The organism is Vibrio pectenicida (genome assembly GCA_024347015.1).
Taxonomy (GTDB): domain Bacteria; phylum Pseudomonadota; class Gammaproteobacteria; order Enterobacterales; family Vibrionaceae; genus Vibrio; species Vibrio pectenicida.
The window spans coordinates 1,655,782-1,674,760 of sequence record AP024889.1; the positions used below are offsets into that span (position 1 = coordinate 1,655,782).

The following is an 18,979-nucleotide window of genomic DNA, read 5'->3' on the forward strand; positions in this document are numbered from 1 at the left end:
CCCAACCTTTTATCATTCGTTCCATTGGTCTAGAAGTTCAAGCATGGCTTCTTGTACGTGCTCTTTTTGTTCTGGATCGCGGTAACATATTTCCGACATTACTGCCATTAAGTCTTTCCAGCGGCGTAAAAAAACAACTTTGCGCTCATCAGGTAAATTTAATTGACTAATCATGAGTGACAAAGCATCAGGATAAACCCATGACTGCTCAAGTAGTTCAATTGTTTTAGACATGACGAGGGAAATATCTAAGCCCATAGACCGGGAAAGTGCACTACAATGATCTTCAAATGTCAGAAAAAGCAATAATCTTTTTAAGTCGACTATTGCAGCAGCAATCATTACCATATCATCACGTTTTTGGCCTTCGTCAAGTGGTTCAGACATTGACCGAATAAGAATACGGATATATTGGCATCTATCCTGATGCTGTTTTAATAATTCAAACCAATGCGCTAGCCCTTGCTCGCCGCGTTTAGCATGCTGATATAATTGACGAAGTGCCCGTAATCCTTCTTTATCAACATTCATACCTTGCGCTGCCGCTATAATTTCAAGCTCAATGCCTTCCTCAGCCAATATTTCATTCAAACGCTTCTTCAGCTCTTTCTTCATTGTCGGGTCTAAGCCTTTAAAGCTCATCAAAGACGTTAAAATCAGCGCGATTTTTCCTTTATCTAACCCTGACTGTTCTAATGCAGTGAAAACTTGATTGGCATTTTTTAACTGAGACAGTTGCTCGCACATACGATTGATCGATTGAAGTGCCATTTTGTCCATTTGCTGGAGAAGTTTCTCCATACCATTGAGCATAGAATCCTGGGCCTTATCTGCCAGATTAAGCTTTTTCATTATGCTACTTAGCCCAAGGCTTAATCCTTCCATCGTTTCTTCTAATGCTTCTTCTCTCACTTCAGCCAGTGCTTCACTTGCTAAAGCAGCTGTCGATTCGTTGGTAACGCCTGTACTAGTTGTGTTGTGAGAAAAAGTCTGAAATTCCGCATGCATGTTTCCATCAACTCTCATTAATTACTCCCCGCATACTGTAGATTGCAAGCTATTACTGTGTGAAAAAGAGTCAAGCAGGGTTTGTAAGTGCTGCTCGAGGTCAAGTCGAACAATCAAATGTTCTGACACTAACTGTGCTTGGCTGTGGTTTAATTCAGTTTTTATTTTAACAGTTAGATACTCACCAAATGTTTGCTGCATCGCTGAATAATGCTCGTGAGAAACGAACAAGATTAAACTTTGTTGACAGCTTTGTAGCGCAATCTGATCACTAAGTCGTTTAATCATAAACTGGCTAATATCCTGTTCAGTTGACCACTTCTCGATAACATTGCGTACTTGCTGACGTATCCTATCTTTCATGTTATCAATTAGACTTCGTTCTAAATCAGCTTGCTCAACATACCAAGTAAGAGACTCATTAATTGCTTGTCGCTGAGCATCTTCTTTCCATGTATTTTCCAATTGTTCTGCTTTTTGGTTAGCTTCCTCAAGTATTTGTTCTGCTCGTTGATAAGCCTGATCTCGCTTAATTCGCGCATGAAGAATACTCGCTGCTATACGACGACGCGCTTTACTTTCATTTTTTACAGTACGAATAGCTGATTCAATACTATGTTTTGATACTGTCTCTGCTGTTTTTTCAAGATCACAGTGCGTTACAGAGATACAAAACGGATTCATAGAAATTTCTCCAATCTGAATATCCAACTCACAACATTTGCACTCTCAATCTCAGACAATTCAATAGGCTTTTCTAATACTGGCAAGCTAAGTGATAACATTGGCCAAAATGGATGTGAACTCCAAGAATGATATAGCGCACTAGCTGAAAAATATTCGGCTTTTTCCAACATATTATTTGGTGTCCATACTGGCGGCTCATTAGTAAATGGCCATAATGCAATTAGCTGTTCTATCTGAGATTGGCTAAATATGCTTTGCATTACCTTACGATAGTGATTATCCCAGATGTAGTCTGGGCAGTTTTGGACTATCAAACCAGCAGCGGTTAATAGCAAAGGTAACCTATGTAATAATGACAACGACTTCAGGACAACTTCACTGTCCTCTGTTAGCCACAATTGCTCATGCCCTAAACGGCTTAATATTACGTTATCCAACCTTTGACTAATTAATTCATTGTTTTTTGCTATGTCTTGCCAAGGTTCAAGGTCAAGCTTTGTCCACCACTGAGAGTGAAGCCTGGAACTTACTTGACGCAAGGATTTATTAAGTTGGATAACTTCTACATTCATACTTAGCTTTCCCTTCTACGGCTTAATGCCAAGCAAGCAACACCAGCAATAAATATACTTCCAAGACTAATCGTAACTGGCGTTTTGTTAGCGACAAACCAGTTTTGAATATCACCCCAATCAGAGCCATTGTTTGGCTGAACAACAGGTTGATAACGAAAATCGGCTGGTTGTAAGAACAAACTAATATTTTCATAGTGAAGATCTGGTACAGAATTTTTTATCAAATTACGTATTTGAGCTTCTGAGCTACTTAAGTTCGCTTCTGGCGAATACTTTATATATATAGCAGCGGACTTATCCGTATTAGTTGAATGGTTACTTGAACCACTTTTAATATTTTGAGCGATAGAAACTCGAGCGCTGATAACTCCATCCATACTAGATAAAGTTCGTTCTAGTTGTTGCTCTTTTAGATAGCTCATTTTTGCTTCTTCCTGTGCAGGAGAAGAAACAAGTTGCCCAGATGGAAATAACTGCTCAATACCCACATAATCAGCTTTCGGATATCCATTTTGTCTCAATATTTCGACAGCATTAATGAATTGATCTTTTTCAATTTTTAGGGTTACTTTACCTGTTTTAGCATCCGTATCTGAGCCAACCTCAATATGGTTGAGCATAAGTAATGCAACCATTTGGTTTGCTTCTGACTGAGGAAGGTTTTGATAAAGCTCGACCTTACAGCCTGCCAAAAAAAGAGCTAAAACTAGAGTTAACCATCTGAATTTCTTCATTGCATTGTCACCAGTTTATTGATCGATTGAGAAAGGCTTCCTGCTGTTTTGGCTGCTAAATCCACTTCTACTAACGCACGTGTCACTAACTTTTGACTTTCGATCACTTGCTCAGGTGAAATACCCACCGAAGATCCCGTCATTTGCGAAGGACCAACCAATTCACTTAGTTTTGAAGTTTCTTGTGTTCCCTGTTGCATCAGCTGACTGAATTTATCCACTAATCCCTTATCCGGGTTAACGGGTTCTGTCTGTTTTTCCAATGCAGCGGATGTCGCTCTAGCTATTGCACTAATCTCCATCGTGGCCTCCAGTAATGAGTGAACAAATTGTTTTCGTGTCCGCATTCTCAGCCGACGAGGTATAAAGAAAACGTAATCCTTCCGCTTGAGCTGTATGCAAACCATTAAGAGAACGAACTGCCTGCGCTCTTTTATCCAAAGCAAAATAAATCAAGCTTTCACAAATACGCCTATCGGTTTCATCTGTAATAAGATGAGGAAAAGCAGTCATTATACTTACTGCATGTTTCTCCAGCCGATGATTGGCTGCTGCTAGCGCAGCTTCAACAAGAAGTTGTTTATCTGAACTTTTCATATTTTCGAAATGATCCCCTGCACCATGTCCTTGACCGCTTTGATTAAAGCACTCTCATATCCCATAAAATTTGAATATTGCTGTACAGCAAACTGGGCCTTTAGCATTTCATCAGGATTATTGGGGTCAGCCTGGGTCATTTTAGTTTTTATGTCTTGTGCTGATTGAGCCGACATTTGAGATAAATGATTAATAATTGCATTGAGATCCATAATAAACTCCTATTTTCTTGCCACTCTTAGATCAGAAGGACTGCAGTGATAACGTTTTTTAAATGCACCAATAAAGTGAGAGTGACTACTAAACCCGGCATCAAAAGCGACATCCGCAATTTTTCGATCTGTTTCCAGAATAGTTTGCTTGGCAAAACATAGTCTTTGTTCTGTAATCCATGCCTTTGTTGATTGTCCATAATATTTATAAAAAGCGGTGTTTAGTTTAGTAACATCCATCTCTAACAATTCGGCATAACGTGTCACAGACCATTGCTCATAAAGATGCTTATTAACAAATTCAAATATTTTTTCATTAGGGTCTGAGTACTGATTTAGCAGATTAGAAAAATATGGCTTATCCATTTCTAAGCAATAAGTGAATACAAAACGAAGCATGATACTTTTGCTTACTTTGTGCAGTTGCATAATAACGTTAACAAGTTCATCAAAAATAGGTACTGCTTTTACTGATTTACTTACAGTATGGTTGTCGACGTAATTATGGTTAATAAGATCTGTAAGAAGATGATATATTTGGCATATCTCTCCAGGATAAAAGAACACACTCATCCAGTCATTGCGGCTCGCCGCATGTATCTCGGCTTCTTCTGTCACAATAACCAATTGATGAGCGCCAACTTCTGTGCGCTGACCTTGATAATCGATATGACCTTGTTTATTGAACAATACAACTTGTAATGCTTTCATATCAATGACCTTCTATTTCTGAGCATAGAATTAGTTTGCCAACATCAAGTGATATGTGGTATCAGGTCTTTACCTGAGTTGTGACTCATTAATAGAAATAAGATTGATGGGAATAGTATTTGTATGTCACAAAGATCTTTTAAACCTTACTGTATGAAAAATACTTCCATATAAAAAGCCCTCTATAGGTGAGAGGGCTTACCATAATAACTTGATATTACTAACTGCAGAATTAAGACTTCTGATCAGCCTCGTTGATCAAATTAGACACCGCTTGTTGAGCACTATGAAAAACAGCTCCCACATCCTGACCATTATCTAATTTTTTAATCATACTATTACCAATTTCCTCTAGCTCATCAGCAACGCTTTTCGTTCCATTACCGTGCTTAATAAGTTTATGCAACGGATAATGTTTTGCTCGAATTTCCTCATTTTTGGGGCTCAGTGTAGAAAATACTGGAGCAAATAGATTTCTTCCTACTGTTTCACCGAGGTGCGCCCCTTTTTTGCAAAATAGATAATTTATGTCATCGTATTTATGTTTATTGAAGTCGTCCCCAAAAACCGTACGACCGAAGTCTATAAACTGCATACGTACTTCAGAATCAAATTGTCGAATGATAATGTTCTCCATATGAAGGTCACGGTGAGATACCTTACTAGTGAACATGATTTTTAACATATCGATTAACTGATTAGCCAGTTGTTGTTTTTGTTCTGTACCAAGACGAAGATCATTTGACTCCATGTATTTACGAAGTTCATTAGTCTTCACACCTTCACCGTAAACATCAAATTGGGCGTAATCAGATTGGACATCTTCAGGTAAGCCGGCAATTGGCTTTTGTAATGAGACTATAGCCTCAAGATCTTTCTCCCCCGCGCAGTATTTACTTAACTTAGCTTCCAATGCAAAATCTTTTTTTCCTGTCTCACTTATCGCATGTAGATAGCCGTGTTCCCTATTTACTTCCTTATTTTTACCACCAAAAGTATACTCAAGGCTTATAGGATTAACCCTAGATGTTTCGATCTTGGGGCTTTGTAAATCTCCAGAGCGTGTAGTATCCAAGCTCGGTTTGGAAGCTTCTTGAGGAACGATGGGGCTCGCTTTCAAAACCTCAAGTTCCCTCTTAAGACGCTCGTTTTCACCCATTAGCAGTTTAACCTTGTCGCTAACGTCTTTTTTTCCGCCTTCTACAGATTTGAGTTTATTGCTAAGTTGTTCAATTTGCTCTGACACATTTTTAAAATTACTGTCGAATTGCTCTCGCACAGCACTTATTTTCTGATTCCAAAGCTCACGCTGGCCTTCACTAAATTTTGTAATGTCATTTTTATGCGCTGCCTCTTTACTCGACATAAATTCGTTTAATTTTGTTATTTCACTTTTATACGCAGCCTCTTTCATCGACATAAGTGATTTATCTAGAGTTTCAACCACTTTCTTCTTATGGTTATTTAGTTCATTTTTAGCTTTTCCATACGCAATGTGAGTACTTCCTAAATTAAAGCCTAGTATTTCACTCCCGGTGGCAGAAACACCTGCTTTTGCCAATTTAGTTGTTGAGATTGCACTAGTGGCAGCTCCTAGGGTTGAAGGAACAGATACAGTACTTGCGAACAGTGTTCCTATCGTGAGTCCCAAGCGAAGTGTTGATGATGTTGCACGTGCCCAAAACTCCGCACGATCATCTTGTACTCCCATTTTTTCAAGCAGTGCATAGACTACATTCGATAACGTATCTGTGCCCATCCTGAGACCTTCTCCACCATGAGAGGCTTTGTACCAGTTTGCCGCTGCACATCCAGCATCAGAAACGGCGAGTGCGAAGGCCACACCCGCAGCGGCCGTCAACGGAATACCTAGACCGCCGCTGATAACGGTCGCCGCTATAGCAAGTCCAAGTCCGACACCCGCAATAGCAACATTAAACAATTCTTTAAAAAAAGTACTCTTAGCTACATCGACCCCAGATTTTTCAGCCTGTTTATATAATTTGGCTGACTTATCGACAAGCTCCTTAGAATCTAAATTACGATCATCATGATGGGACAAATACTTTTCTTGGTTAGCACTAACCGCTAGATCCAAATTAGAAACAACATCATGTGGTTTTGGCAAAGGCACTTGTGACACATTAAATTCTTTTGCAGTTCGATGAGACGTCGGCCTAGCCCCTTCAACATCAAGGTAACTGCTTACATGAGATAATCTTGAATTTAATACATTTGAAGACATAACCATCACCTTATCTCCTATAAGTTTTATTTAACACTTTCGTCAATCAAAGACTGAGCAAGTTGTCGTATTTCTGGTTGCTCAGGGGACAAAAAGCTCTGCGTAATGCTTGTTTGGAGCGCATCGAATGCTTCAGTCTGTTTACCAAGTGATAAATAGCACTGGCCAATTCTAAAAGTAACACCAGCATCACACGCATTCATTAGCGTAACGTAGCCATAAAATATCAGCGCATTTTCAAATTGCTCTAATGCATGTAAAGTCGATGCCAATCCAAACAGATATTCTCTACGCCAAGGGTTATTCATGACTAAATATGTAAAGTGCGTCAGAGCTACACTCATGTGTTCGTTTTGATATTCTTCCACAGCATTTTTATAGGTATTAGCCAATGTTTGATCATCGACATTATTCAACTGAGCCAATGTTTGATGACCATTAATCACTTTATCTATCGATTTGATAACTTGACCAATATCAACGGAAATATCACCATTATCCATCAAAAATCTCCATCATTTCGAGGGCACAGTATGATTGGTGCCCTCATAATTTGGTTTAATTCTAATTTCGAACAGCTGAGGTAATGCGTCCATGTAGTTCAACTAACTCTTTGACAAGAGCACGCATTTGATCAGATATCTGACGTGCTTTGTCACTCAATTCATTAACGTTTTTAGCATAATTCTGGGAATTCATTGCTTTAAATTCCCCGTCCATTTTTTCCATTTCAGCGTTTTTTGTCATGGAAGCTGAAACCGTAGAACCAACGCCATCAACACCTTTACCAAAAGCCTGTCCCAAATGGGTTGCCCCCTCGCCAAACTTCCCAGTTGCGCCAACTCCGGCCATACCAATAACACCAGATAGTATTTGTAAACCGCCAGCCCATGCCGCAGATTCGAAGGCACTCTCTATTGAATCTCGTTTGGAGTCCATTGACGCTTTTTGTACATCCCAACCAAGCAATTGCTGCTTTTGGTTGTATTCTTGCAAGATGTTTCTGAGTTTTTTAAAAATTTCTGCAAGTTTAACAATAAGCTCATTCAATTGAGAAATTGCATCCATTGCTTCGCTTCCAGAAACATCGTGAGCGTAACCTATGTCATGATTAGGCTGGACTGTTGTATTATTTTGAACTTGTACATCATTCATAATTTTCCCCTTAGCTATACTGCTGAAGTCGCAATACGAGCTTGTAACATACCGGATTCATTAATAACTTTATTCGCGCCATCTAGTGAGTCACCTTGCTTGTCTACCAGATCTTTAATGGTTTTTGATTGCTGCTCTTTGGCTTTGTCGTACCAGTCATAGCAAAATTCCATTAGATTTTGTTTGAGGATCAAGTCCTCAATCTGTTTTTGAAGCTTGGCTTTTTCTTCGGTAACAATCCCACTAGTAATAGCTTTACCAGAACCTGCAGATGCTCGTATCAAATCAAGTGATGTGTATGTGCAAGCTTTAATGATGGTTTTAATCACCTCATTTCGTACTGCAGTAGTAACCTGCTTTGTAATTTCTTGAGCTGTTACTTGTACACCCTTTTCAATTGCAGCAGTGGCAGCTTTTTCTACGGATTTAGTCACTAATTGCTGAATAGCCTCTTCACTGAACGCTTTAGTCAGCGATTTGGCGATTTGACCACCCCGTTCAGCCACTTGTTCAACACCTTTAGTCACACCGCTCATTAACTGCTTGCTGACTTGTTCGGCAACCTGCTCAGAAACTTGTTTACCGACTTGCTGAGCAATATTTGTTACTTCCTGAGTCGAACCTTTTGCAATGCTTTCAACTAACTTTGGCGCCGCCTCCTGCATTGCTGTTTCAGTGCCTTTGGCAATTGAACGTGTCGCAGAAATGGCTCTACCAGCTTGGAAAATATCCAAAGCCATTGCTACGACTTCTGCGCCAAGCTGAACTTTACCTGCCACATCAATTACTTGTTGGCATTTTTCTTTGTCAGCACCACATAAAATAGCCGTCTCAGCCGCTGCTTTGACCATACCAGCTATACCAGCAGTGAGATATGCAGCACCACTTGCCATATCCATTGCACCGCCAACAACATCGCCCACAGCGACTCGTGCTGCCCCTTCAATAAGTTTGAATACTCCGATGACAGCTTCAACTGCTCCGACAATCCAATCGAATATAGCGGCAAAAATTCCACCTTTTTGAGCTTTGTCTGATTGCTCAATACGCTTACTCAACTGTTCTTGAAACTCTTTTACTTGCTGATCACGAAGAACAGCTTGTGTATCCGTCATCAGCCTAGCCGCTTTCGCTGCCGCATTAGCAGTGTCACCAAAAGTCTTGAGTCCTAGATTAGCGGACATCAACACCATGTCAGTCATCGAGGCCTTTTCAAGCTGAGTTACTGTAGCGCTGTCATCTTGATGAAATGCTAATAGAACTCGTTGTAGTGCCTGGCTTGCAGCTTCAGAGTTGACAACCCCACTTTTACTTTCTGGAGCAATAACATCAACTAAGCCATCCGAAGAACCAGACAAAGGTAAACGTGCTTTAGATCCCTGAACATTGTCAAGATGGTCAGTCTCAGATGTACGACTCACTGCTGTTTGAGTATTAAAATTAATACTAGTCATGATGCACCTCCTGAATGAGTTGAGATAAGCTCTGTTTAGACTTTTCTGCTATTTCATCCCATATCCCGTCAACATGGCAATCACACACTCTTAATGCTGCTTTATAGGATTTAATTGCATATTCTTTATTGTGGACGGCGAGATAGTTACTCGCCGCATAGTAAGGACTGCGAGGATCCTCAATCTTTATTATGCCAGCGCGGCCGAAGCAAAAAATGGCTTCTTCATGCTCTTTAAGCTGATGGCAACATGTGCCTAACGAAAAGAAGTAGTCAAAACTCCATTGATCAATTTTCATCAATAAATAGAATATTTTTTTTGCCCCTTCATAGTCGCCATAGTTCATCAACTGTGTACCGTAACGGAATAGAAGATCTAAATCTTTTTGTTCGACATCCGCTAACATTTTTAGAGAACCACCTTGCTGGAGGAACGTTTGCAATGTTTCAAAATCTCTCTGTTCCATAAATCCTCCTAACGTATGTTCTGTGCGATGGATTTGTTCATTTCAGCTAGCATGGTCTGCATACTATTTAGTAGGCTGACTGTAACATTGTAAGTCTGCATAATTTTCTGCAACTGTAGCTGTGACTGTGATACAAAATCAGAAGCACGGTTTGATACGGTTTCAAGTGCTGCTTTAACTGCTTTAAGTTTGCCCTGATCTAAACCTCCTGCAGCTTGAAGTGCATTCGCTATATGCTGCATATGTTCCTTACTGACTTGCTGGCCTGACATATAGCCCACTTCAGGTAAGCTCCATATGTAATCACAAGCTCTCTTACCATCAACTTTAATCCCATGCTGATCCATATAAGTCACCACATCTTGCCAACTGTATGACTGCATACCTTCAGGACCACTAGCGTTTATTTTGGCTTGAAGCTTTTCTAAGTATTTAGATGAAGGGTCATTTTCTTTCAAATAATCACTTATCGACATACCATCGACTGAAAAGCCATTATCTTTCATGTACTTAACAACTTCAGGTGGAAGTTTACCTGTAGATTTATCACCTTCTTTGGCAACCTGGGCTATTACTTCATCCACTCGGTTTGCCATATCTTGAGTATTGCGTGAAACGTCTGCCTTAGCCTGCATTTGACTATATTTTGCCTCCGCCAACTCAGACAGTAGATTCATAAATAAATACAGTACCGCTACTCCGCCAGATAATACGCTATCACCTTTTATTGCATTTCCAAGCTCAACTTTGTCGTTATTTTTAGACAAAGGAGCATTAACTTTTTGATCAACTTGAAGCATATAAACTCCCTATTATTCAATAATGAGATATATAATTAATTTCTATCGAATGTTTTGTGCTATTGATTTATTCATTTCAGCCAACATAGTTTGCATACTATTTAATAAGCTCACCGTTACATTGTATGTTTGCATTAATTTCTGTAATTGTAATTGTGATTGCGATACAAAGTCAGACGCACGATTTGATACGGTTTCCAAGGATGCTTTAACTGCTTTTAATTTACCTTGATCAAGATGATTCCCATTTTCTTTTAAATATTGATCAATAGTTTTTCCATCCACCTTGAAACCATTATTTCTCATATAGTTAACGACATCTTCAGGCAGATCACGTGTTGCCTTATCTCCTTCTTTTGCGGCTTCAGCAACCTTTTCATCTACCCGATTTGCCATATCTTGAGCGGTACGTGAAACTTCTGATTTTTGCTGCATTTGGGTATATTTTGCATTAGCCATTTCTGAAAGAAGATTCATAAACATATAAAGCACAGCAATACCTCCAGAAAGTACACTGTCACCTCTTGAGGCTATAGTATTTTTAATGTCGTCACTTTGTTGGGTGTTGATGATGCTAGTACCTTGAGTACCTGATGTATCATTAAGATTTACAGCCATAATATATTCCTCTAATTGTTAGATTATTACTACAAGCTGGGCTCTAAATGAGAATTTACTATTTAGTATCTCAGTTTGTATTCTTATATTACGTCCGTTTTTAGACTTTTAATTTCTAATATTAAAAACAAACACAATCATGTGGTATGACCAGTTTTCTTTAATGTTTATTGAAAATAAAAAACCGATATAACAAATCTGTTATATCGGTTTTTAGATCAATATGAATATGGATAAGTGAAAAATAATAATCTACATATAATTTCTTAGTTTTTTTGTCTTTGGTTTAGGGTTATTTTCTGAACTTACTACATCTGAATCACCCATTGTTTTAAAACCATTTTGTAACTGCTTAAAGTTTTCTTCAAGTATAGCTACCTTTGACATAATAGCTTGCTGAGAACTCTGAATTCCTTCAGGAAATGCTTGATTAAGCTTTTCAAGTTTGGCACGAGCTTTAGGATCATTCGTTGACTGTTCAACTAAAACTTTAATTTCACCTTGAAGTTGTTGGAATTCCTTCATGTGTTCAGAAAATATACTTTTTCGGTTGTTCAAGTCATCCATAACTGCTTTGATATCATCAAATGCATTCATAATTTTCTCCTCAACAAATTGTTTAAATTAATATGCTTACGTTTTTACTTATAGCGTTTCGCTAGAATACTAATTACATCCTTAGCAGCATCAATTGCTCCATTGAGTGCTTGGATCTCTTTATGTGGTTCATTACTCAATTCCGTTTTAGTACGCTCTAACTGACGAATCAGAACATCTTTAACTTGAGGATCATTTTTTAGACATGTCTCTAAGTTCGTAATACGTGCCATAGTGCCTCCTAAAGAATGAATGGTATGTGGATGACCTCACCATCACGGCTTAAGTCCAATCCTTTTAAGTCTATGTGGCTAACAATATAACCACTTTCAAGTTTGCTATTCATCTGAAGCCTAGTACCATTACTTAATTCAACGAACGGATGAGTTGCATTACCGCCGAAGCTGACTATTTGACCAGACAAATAACGCGTTAAATTGTCTCTAACTGGAATATTTTCAAACCTAAGATCAACCATTTGACCTGTGCTGGATATGAGTTCTTTATTCACCTGACGAATCTGACTACGTATTTCATTGGAAGTTTGGCCAGTAACCATTATGCTTTCTTGCCGCCTTTCTACCATCAGCCCTTTTAACAAACCATTTTGTCGCAGTACATTAATGAGTTTATGAACATATCCACCCAAATCATTTGCAACCTGCCAATGTTTTAACCCTTGGATTTGTTCTAACTCCGTTGTAACCTTATCCCACTGTTCCCCGGACTGTATCGCACCAGAAATCCTAACCTCTCCCATTCGACGAGTTGGCATTACGTGAACATCCTGATAGCCATTTGCCGTTAAAACAGATTCAATATTACCTACTAGTTTATCTGTACAGATCGCTTGGGCGTTAAAACGAATCGAATGCTGTTTTAGTCCTTCTTTTAACTTAGCCATCGAAGTTGAGTTATCACAGTATCCTGTTAAAGTCACAACACCGTCTTGCCCCCAACTAGCATCTACTTGATGTAATGCTGGTACATTGAGTTGACTTTGAAGCCATAATTGTGGGTTAAATATAGGTTGACTTTTCGCAGGTAACATAAGCACAAACGCCATCAAAACCAAGGCAAATAATGTGGTTCCGAGTAAAGCTATATTACTCCAGCTCTTACTCAAGTTACTTGAACGTATTGGCAACTTTTGCCATTCGAGTTGTTGGTCGCAATTGCCAAGAATCAATCCAATACCACACATCTCTATAGGTTGCCCCATTGGTAATGGTTCAGATGAATTAACCAATCTTCCTTTCACCCAGATATTTATATCGTCTTTTACAACAACACCTTTGTCATCAACATTGATGTTTATTATTTCATGCTCAGCAAGAGGGATCATGATGTCACCACTTGGCCCTATTGAAAGTCGACCCAGAGGTAGTTTTAGTTCTCTCCCTTGCATCGGGCCTGTAAGCCATAAGAGTTTGATACTAGGTTCCATAGTCACTCCTCGTTATTGATTAACGGGTTCTGCTTTGATTAGGAACAAACGCATCACACTTTGTTTACTGTGGTCGGTACTTCGGAATAAACCACCGAGTAATGGAATATCACCAAGTAACGGAATTTTATTCTCTATAGTATGATCTTTATCTTGAACAAAGCCGCCAAGCAATAAACTTTCTCCAGTTTTTAAAGTAGCCTGTGTCGCAATCTCTGAGTTTTCAACCTGTGGAAGAGGATCCTTACTACTAAGCGGTTTAGATTGTTGTCCATCTTGAATGTTAAGTGACAACATCACTTTCTTATGATTCTTTTCATCAACTAACCTTGGTGTCACTCTAAGCAGAGAACCCGTTGTGACAGATTCGAGTTTAGCCACTTTTTCACCTTCTACTTTGGTGTAGAAAGTAACGTTTTTGTCTAATACAGCTTGAATATTGTTTAAGGTGACTACTGAAGGTCTGGACAATACTTTGGCTTTAGAGTTTTGCTCTAACGCATTTAATCGGACCATAAAGTTTCCAGTATTACCAATAACAGTCGAAAAATTATCGCTGCTCAAACTACCTTGGTTGAATGTCACGCTTCCACCTCCTATCTTAGCGGCGGCAGACCAATCAATACCTAACTGATTAAAATTAGACGTATCAACATCAATAATAGTGACAGAGACTTCAATCATAGTCGGAGTGATATCAAGTTGTTTAATTAAAGAAGCATACATTGTCATGTCTAACTTACTTGCGCGAATGATGACTGCATTTTGTCTTGAATCTGCTGAAAAACTGGTTGTACTGCTATTTTTGGGGTCTGAATTATCTTCCTGCTCAATTTGTTTTAGAACAGAAACAACACCAGGTACGGTAACATCTTGGCTTCTATAGCTATATACCGTATCAGTAGCCGATGCGTATTTAAGAGGAAATATACGAACTGCTTTTTGAGACTTTGCATGCTCCTGAGAATCACTGTCTAGCTGCTGCACAAACTTAGTAACTGAGCTTACACACGCTGGCACTCCGTTAACTTGCACCGCGTGAAGCCCTGATATGGAGGTCACTTCACATGCAACTTTATCTAGTAAGTTGGCTTTTGCGATATAACGTATTGCTTGGTCATTTGACAGAGAAGAGAGTGACACAATATCATTAGCGACCTGACGAGCTTTATACACATGCAATAAATCACCATCGTAGTACCAAACTAAGCCGTATTGTTGAGCTAGCATAGTTAAAATCTGTTTTGGTGTTTTTCCATCAATCTGTCCACTGAAAGTATCTGTGACTTGATCGCTGACTTCAATTGGGATCCCATAGTTTTTTCCAACATGTTCAATAACAGATTTTAATGGTGTTCCACGGCTATAGAATATAAAAGGTTCACCATGCCACTGAACTGCAGATATTGGTGCTGCATGGGCAAAGTTAATCGTAAAAAGCAGTAACCAACATATTAATTTTTTCATAACTTACTCCTCCAGATACGAGGCCTATTAGCTGGGAATGATGTCAACATTTCCTGTTCTAAGTAATGAGCCAAAGCTAATTGCATCTTCATTGATGACACAAGAACTTCATCATCTATTGTATTCGAGTAGCAATACCATAAAACCCAGTCATCACCACAGTGCTCTATAGAACAGTCCCAACCGTATTCAAATGCGGCCAACACAAGGGTAGCTTGCTTCGACCAACTGGGATGGTTTGGAGGTGACATCTTGATTCCGATCGTGACGTAATGTTCAGATTTCAGCCAGCGAAGCAGTCGACTTGCACAAAACCCTTGCCATTGACTATTAGGGGGTAAGCCATTTGTGTCCAAATAACCTAATGCTAATAAACGTTCAACCATTGAAAACCTCTTTCTCCGATTATGAAGCCATTATCAATAGTTAACTTATTATTAGCTATCAGGTGAACACCTTAGTCTAACGTTGACATAAAAGTATTAATATCGTCATAAGGTAATGATGGATCTTACATAATGATTCAGGCTAAGGTAGATAGAGCCATGAGCTCTCGTAAACGTGTATATATGACTACAGGACTAGACATGAAAACTCGCTGGAATTCCTCACTAGTGACCAAACTCACTATTGCATTTATCTCCGTTTTTATTGGTCTCTGGGTCCTAATACAAATTAGTGCATTTGATAACACCTATAATGGAACTCTAAAGCAAACGCTTAAGAGTTATAACGAAATGGGGGAAATTCGCGCACAAATGAACAGGAACCTGTTCCGGCAAGCCATGGAAGATACTCAACAGTTTGAACAAAAACTCGAACAGTTTAAAATGCTGAAAATTGATCCAAATATAGAATTAGTTGCTCATCAATTTAATATAGGACAATCTGCGTCAGTAACTCAACACAAGCAGCTTTGGGCTCTTCAAACATTTGGCATTGCAGGCCAGCAACGCTATGTGGATAGTTTCATCATTGAACCAAAGAAGCATGTATCAATATATGCGGCATCAGAGCTAGAGCGCGAACATCTCGATCAGCGAGTTAAAGAGATTGTTGATCTTGCCAAGCTACCAGTAGTAGATGGTTTTCGTTGGAGTGGACCAAAGTATGATAGTACGCGCGACAGCGTATATATTCTACTTAGTTATTCTCTCGAACCGGATAACAGCATGGCACGTCAAGTTGGCTTTGCCATTGATATAGAGGATGTGCTTACCGTTTCCAGCGTCTATGCAAAAGATGATAAAAACTTATTCATTACCCGTGACGGGATTATCCCTGTGCATGACCAATCAGAGCTTGATACCCCAACAAAGCAACAGTTAGATATATACCTTTCTGGTACAAAAGACTTCGGTAATATCCCAAATACCCACGAGTCCATCCAGCTAAATGACTACTATGTTATAAGTAAGTATATTAATGGACCAAATTGGATCCAAATTTCCCTTATCCCAAAATCAACTATAGAAATGCTAGCTTATGCGCCATTTTATAATGAACTGAAATGGTCTTTAGTATCTTTTGCCATTATGTCGGTTGTTATGTTAGGTATACTATGGAAATCACTAGCTAAAACAATTCGTAATTTCGTCGCCATTATTAATAGTGACCAGCAACCAACTTTTGCAAGAAGGCTCCCCGAATCGAGAAAAGATGAACTTGGAGATATTGCTAGGGCATATAACATGCTACTCGACACGATTAAATCCAGCTATGATGAACTCGAGTCGAAAGTAGAACGACGAACGGTTGAGTTAGCTCATGCAAAACAGATTGCTGAAAAAGCAACAGCTAGGAAAAGTGAGCATCTGACTAACATTAGCCATGAGATTAGGACACCACTAAACGGAATCACAGGCTCTCTTGAGCTACTACGCAACACTCAAATGACAGAACAGCAAGCTGATCTGAGAAATACGGCATACACTTGTGCTAAGTCACTTCTAAGTATTATCAATAACCTGCTTGACTTTTCTCGCATTGAAGCCGATCAAATTGAACTGAACATAAGTGACAGTTCATTACTTAAAGTAGTTGATGAAGCAATGCTGACTATACAGTCAAACGTCATAGATAAACCTATAAAGCTCAAAACTATTGTTAGTAACACCATACCCGAAACATGTGCATTCGACCCTATCCGTGTTCGTCAGATATTGGTAAATTTATTAGGTAATGCAGCAAAGTTTACCCAATACGGTCAAATTACTCTATCAATTGAAACTTTCGACCATAAAATCTATATTTCTGTCGAAGATACCGGACCTGGCATTGAAGAGAGTAAGTTAAATGAAGTTTTTGAACCATTTCGCCAATCTTCCCAGCACCAAGTTGGGACCGGCTTAGGTTTGCCTATTTCACGTAAGCTAGCTAATAAAATGGGCGGTGATTTAACGCTTAAAAGCCAATTAGGTAAAGGTTCAATATTTGTATTTTATATGCCCTTGATTAAACCTGGGATGCTCTTGCGTCTTAATCCTGAACCAATTGAAGCGCCCACGTCCCTTAATCAACAAATTAATGACTGGGGTGGTAAATGTATAACTAGAGACGTTGAATCTCTCAGAAACGAAGAGTTCAACTATTTACCTTGGCGTTTATGGAAACGCCTTTATGAGTTGCAACATGGTATCTCTACTCAAAAAGCTCACGTACCGCCGATTGAAATGATTGTATGGAAACTGAAGGTTTTATTAGTTGATGATGTAGAGACGAACCGAGATATTGTAAGTAAGATGTTACTTGAATTGGGTCAAGAAGTGATTTGCGTTGGCAGTGGTCAACAAGCTTTGCAAACCGGTGAAAAACATGTATTCGACTTAGTACTGATGGATATACGTATGCCAGGCTTAGATGGCTATCAAACCACTAAGTTATGGCGAGAAAGTGAATCAATTCTCGATACAGACTGCACAATAATGGCATTGACTGCTAATGCCAACCCTTCAGAACACGACCAATCAATGCACTTAATGAACGGTTATCTAACTAAGCCTGTGTCTATGAAAGAACTGGCTAAAGTGTTGGATAACGCTGCAGAGATGCAAATTGACAGAGATATGCAACCAGATGTAAATTTGAATTCTGATATTCCTATTATGGATTTTAGTGAAGACGAGTTTACCCACCGATTAGCCAACCACTTTAAAGATATGGCACAAGCGGCAAAGGAAAGTTTGGTGGATAAAAATTGGCCTGAACTGAGGGATATTTTACATAATGTCAAAGGTAGTGCGGGGCTTGCCGGTGCAACAGATGTTTATGAAGTTGTGAGCACTCTAGAGCATCAGCTTGAAAAAAATGATAAAATTGAAAACAAAGAGTTGCAAACTTTAATCAATGCTCTCAAAAATTACAAACCTTGAGACTCTAATAATGAAAAAGCTACCAAAATAACTGGTAGCTTTTTTTTTGATAATAAAGCGATTAAAAAGTATAACTCTATTATATACCCATTCTATGTGCCCACTTCATCAAATCAGCCACATTATGAGCATCCAGTTTGCGCATTATATTCATTCGATGCGTTTCTACTGTCTTCAGTCCAATCAACAGAGCTTCTGCAATATCACGATTTCGCTTACCTTCGAAAATTAGCTTAAGCACTTGCTTTTCACGTGGCGTTAATACGGGAATATCGCCATCATCAACTTGACTTAACGCTTCAATATGCTTCGCATCTAAAGCTGGATCAAGGAAATTTTTTCCTCTGGTGACACTCTTAATCGCTGCTAACAAAGTGCTCTTTGAACCATTTTTAAGCACATATCCATTTGACCCGGCATCTAAAGCCTCACGCGCTTTCCTTTCCTCTTCCGACGCAGTTAACACAATAACCATCATCTCAGGCCAACGCTTACGTAATTGCCGTATAGCCTCTACACCAGACATACCTGGTAAATTAAGATCCATAAAAACCATGTCAGGTTTAAGCTTCAAACACTCTTCATAGACTCTCAATCCATCATTAACAAAGCCAACCAATTCTAAATTCGGATAAGGTGCAAGACAACTTTGTAAACCGTCAAATATAAGATCATGATCATCTACAACCAAAATTTTCAGCTGTGAGTATTCACCAAATGTCATTGTCTTCCCCCACATCATAAACCGATACGAATCAGATTTACTATAACCAAATGGCTACAAATTTATTGATGATATTGATAATTAATTTATCACCCACCAGCAACTTATCAA

General features: G+C 39.0%; 22 protein-coding genes. 1 reads left to right on the top strand and 21 read right to left on the bottom strand.

Annotated elements, in window-relative coordinates:
• Positions 1-12: 12 nt before the first annotated feature.
• From OCV27_RS07835 to OCV27_RS07930, 20 genes are all read right to left on the bottom strand, one after another.
• Positions 13-1,026, bottom strand: a complete 1,014-nt coding sequence (locus OCV27_RS07835) for an HrpJ domain-containing protein (protein WP_125321602.1) — start codon at positions 1,024-1,026, stop codon at positions 13-15.
• Between the two features lie 3 nt (positions 1,027-1,029).
• On the bottom strand, positions 1,030-1,692 hold the full coding sequence (locus OCV27_RS07840) for a type III secretion protein (protein WP_125321600.1): 663 nt from the start codon (positions 1,690-1,692) through the stop codon (positions 1,030-1,032).
• Entirely contained in the window at positions 1,689-2,267 is a 579-nt protein-coding gene (locus tag OCV27_RS07845) for a type III secretion system domain-containing protein (RefSeq protein WP_125321598.1), read from the bottom strand. Before OCV27_RS07845 ends, OCV27_RS07840 begins: the two co-directional genes overlap by 4 nt.
• Before the next feature lie 2 nt (positions 2,268-2,269).
• On the bottom strand, positions 2,270-3,004 hold the full coding sequence (gene sctJ / locus OCV27_RS07850) for a type III secretion system inner membrane ring lipoprotein SctJ (RefSeq protein ID WP_125321596.1): 735 nt from the start codon (positions 3,002-3,004) through the stop codon (positions 2,270-2,272).
• Complete coding sequence (sctI, locus tag OCV27_RS07855) at positions 3,001-3,306, bottom strand: type III secretion system inner rod subunit SctI (protein ID WP_125321594.1); 306 nt, start codon at positions 3,304-3,306, stop codon at positions 3,001-3,003. Before sctI ends, sctJ begins: the two co-directional genes overlap by 4 nt.
• Positions 3,296-3,601: an EscG/YscG/SsaH family type III secretion system needle protein co-chaperone gene (locus OCV27_RS07860; RefSeq protein ID WP_125321593.1), complete on the bottom strand. Its 306-nt coding sequence runs from the start codon at positions 3,599-3,601 to the stop codon at positions 3,296-3,298. Before OCV27_RS07860 ends, sctI begins: the two co-directional genes overlap by 11 nt.
• A complete protein-coding gene (gene sctF, locus OCV27_RS07865) occupies positions 3,598-3,813 on the bottom strand; it encodes a type III secretion system needle filament subunit SctF (protein WP_125321591.1) in 216 nt (71 codons plus the stop codon). Before sctF ends, OCV27_RS07860 begins: the two co-directional genes overlap by 4 nt.
• 9 nt (positions 3,814-3,822) lie before the next feature.
• Positions 3,823-4,524, bottom strand: a complete 702-nt coding sequence (locus tag OCV27_RS07870) for a helix-turn-helix transcriptional regulator (RefSeq protein WP_125321589.1) — start codon at positions 4,522-4,524, stop codon at positions 3,823-3,825.
• A 232-nt stretch (positions 4,525-4,756) separates the two neighbouring features.
• The gene (locus tag OCV27_RS07875; RefSeq protein ID WP_125321587.1) at positions 4,757-6,769 is read right to left on the bottom strand and encodes a lipopolysaccharide kinase InaA family protein; all 2,013 of its coding nucleotides are present in this window, start codon (positions 6,767-6,769) and stop codon (positions 4,757-4,759) included.
• Between the two features lie 26 nt (positions 6,770-6,795).
• Positions 6,796-7,272, bottom strand: coding sequence for a type III secretion protein (locus OCV27_RS07880; protein WP_125321585.1), 477 nt, complete (start codon positions 7,270-7,272; stop codon positions 6,796-6,798).
• A 61-nt stretch (positions 7,273-7,333) separates the two neighbouring features.
• The gene (gene sseD / locus OCV27_RS07885) at positions 7,334-7,924 is read right to left on the bottom strand and encodes a type III secretion system translocon protein SseD (RefSeq protein WP_125321583.1); all 591 of its coding nucleotides are present in this window, start codon (positions 7,922-7,924) and stop codon (positions 7,334-7,336) included.
• A gap of 14 nt (positions 7,925-7,938) precedes the next feature.
• Entirely contained in the window at positions 7,939-9,378 is a 1,440-nt protein-coding gene (locus OCV27_RS07890; RefSeq protein ID WP_125321581.1) for a type III secretion system translocon protein, read from the bottom strand.
• Positions 9,371-9,844, bottom strand: coding sequence for a SycD/LcrH family type III secretion system chaperone (locus OCV27_RS07895; protein WP_125321579.1), 474 nt, complete (start codon positions 9,842-9,844; stop codon positions 9,371-9,373). Before OCV27_RS07895 ends, OCV27_RS07890 begins: the two co-directional genes overlap by 8 nt.
• An 8-nt stretch (positions 9,845-9,852) precedes the next feature.
• Complete coding sequence (locus tag OCV27_RS07900; RefSeq protein ID WP_125321577.1) at positions 9,853-10,644, bottom strand: secretion protein EspA; 792 nt, start codon at positions 10,642-10,644, stop codon at positions 9,853-9,855.
• A gap of 42 nt (positions 10,645-10,686) precedes the next feature.
• Positions 10,687-11,262, bottom strand: coding sequence for a type III secretion system translocon protein SseB (gene sseB, locus OCV27_RS07905; RefSeq protein WP_125321575.1), 576 nt, complete (start codon positions 11,260-11,262; stop codon positions 10,687-10,689).
• Positions 11,263-11,514: 252 nt separating this feature from the next.
• Positions 11,515-11,859 carry a hypothetical protein gene (locus OCV27_RS07910; RefSeq protein ID WP_337969037.1) on the bottom strand — a complete coding sequence of 115 codons (345 nt, stop codon included), beginning with the start codon at positions 11,857-11,859 and terminating at the stop codon, positions 11,515-11,517.
• A gap of 44 nt (positions 11,860-11,903) precedes the next feature.
• Positions 11,904-12,092: an EscE/YscE/SsaE family type III secretion system needle protein co-chaperone gene (locus OCV27_RS07915; protein ID WP_125320913.1), complete on the bottom strand. Its 189-nt coding sequence runs from the start codon at positions 12,090-12,092 to the stop codon at positions 11,904-11,906.
• An 8-nt stretch (positions 12,093-12,100) separates the two neighbouring features.
• Positions 12,101-13,306, bottom strand: a complete 1,206-nt coding sequence (gene sctD, locus OCV27_RS07920) for a type III secretion system inner membrane ring subunit SctD (RefSeq protein ID WP_125320914.1) — start codon at positions 13,304-13,306, stop codon at positions 12,101-12,103.
• Between the two features lie 12 nt (positions 13,307-13,318).
• Positions 13,319-14,773 (bottom strand): EscC/YscC/HrcC family type III secretion system outer membrane ring protein, encoded by a 1,455-nt coding sequence (locus OCV27_RS07925; protein WP_125320915.1) that lies wholly within the window; start codon positions 14,771-14,773, stop codon positions 13,319-13,321.
• Positions 14,770-15,159 carry a hypothetical protein gene (locus OCV27_RS07930; protein WP_125320916.1) on the bottom strand — a complete coding sequence of 130 codons (390 nt, stop codon included), beginning with the start codon at positions 15,157-15,159 and terminating at the stop codon, positions 14,770-14,772. Before OCV27_RS07930 ends, OCV27_RS07925 begins: the two co-directional genes overlap by 4 nt.
• A gap of 159 nt (positions 15,160-15,318) precedes the next feature.
• Between OCV27_RS07930 and OCV27_RS07935 the strand changes: the two genes are divergently transcribed.
• Positions 15,319-18,144, top strand: coding sequence for a two component system sensor kinase (locus OCV27_RS07935; RefSeq protein WP_245986711.1), 2,826 nt, complete (start codon positions 15,319-15,321; stop codon positions 18,142-18,144).
• A 79-nt stretch (positions 18,145-18,223) separates the two neighbouring features.
• Here OCV27_RS07935 and OCV27_RS07940 read toward each other — a convergent pair whose 3' ends face one another.
• On the bottom strand, positions 18,224-18,868 hold the full coding sequence (locus OCV27_RS07940; protein WP_125320917.1) for a two component system response regulator: 645 nt from the start codon (positions 18,866-18,868) through the stop codon (positions 18,224-18,226).
• Between the last annotated feature and the right edge of the window lie 111 nt (positions 18,869-18,979).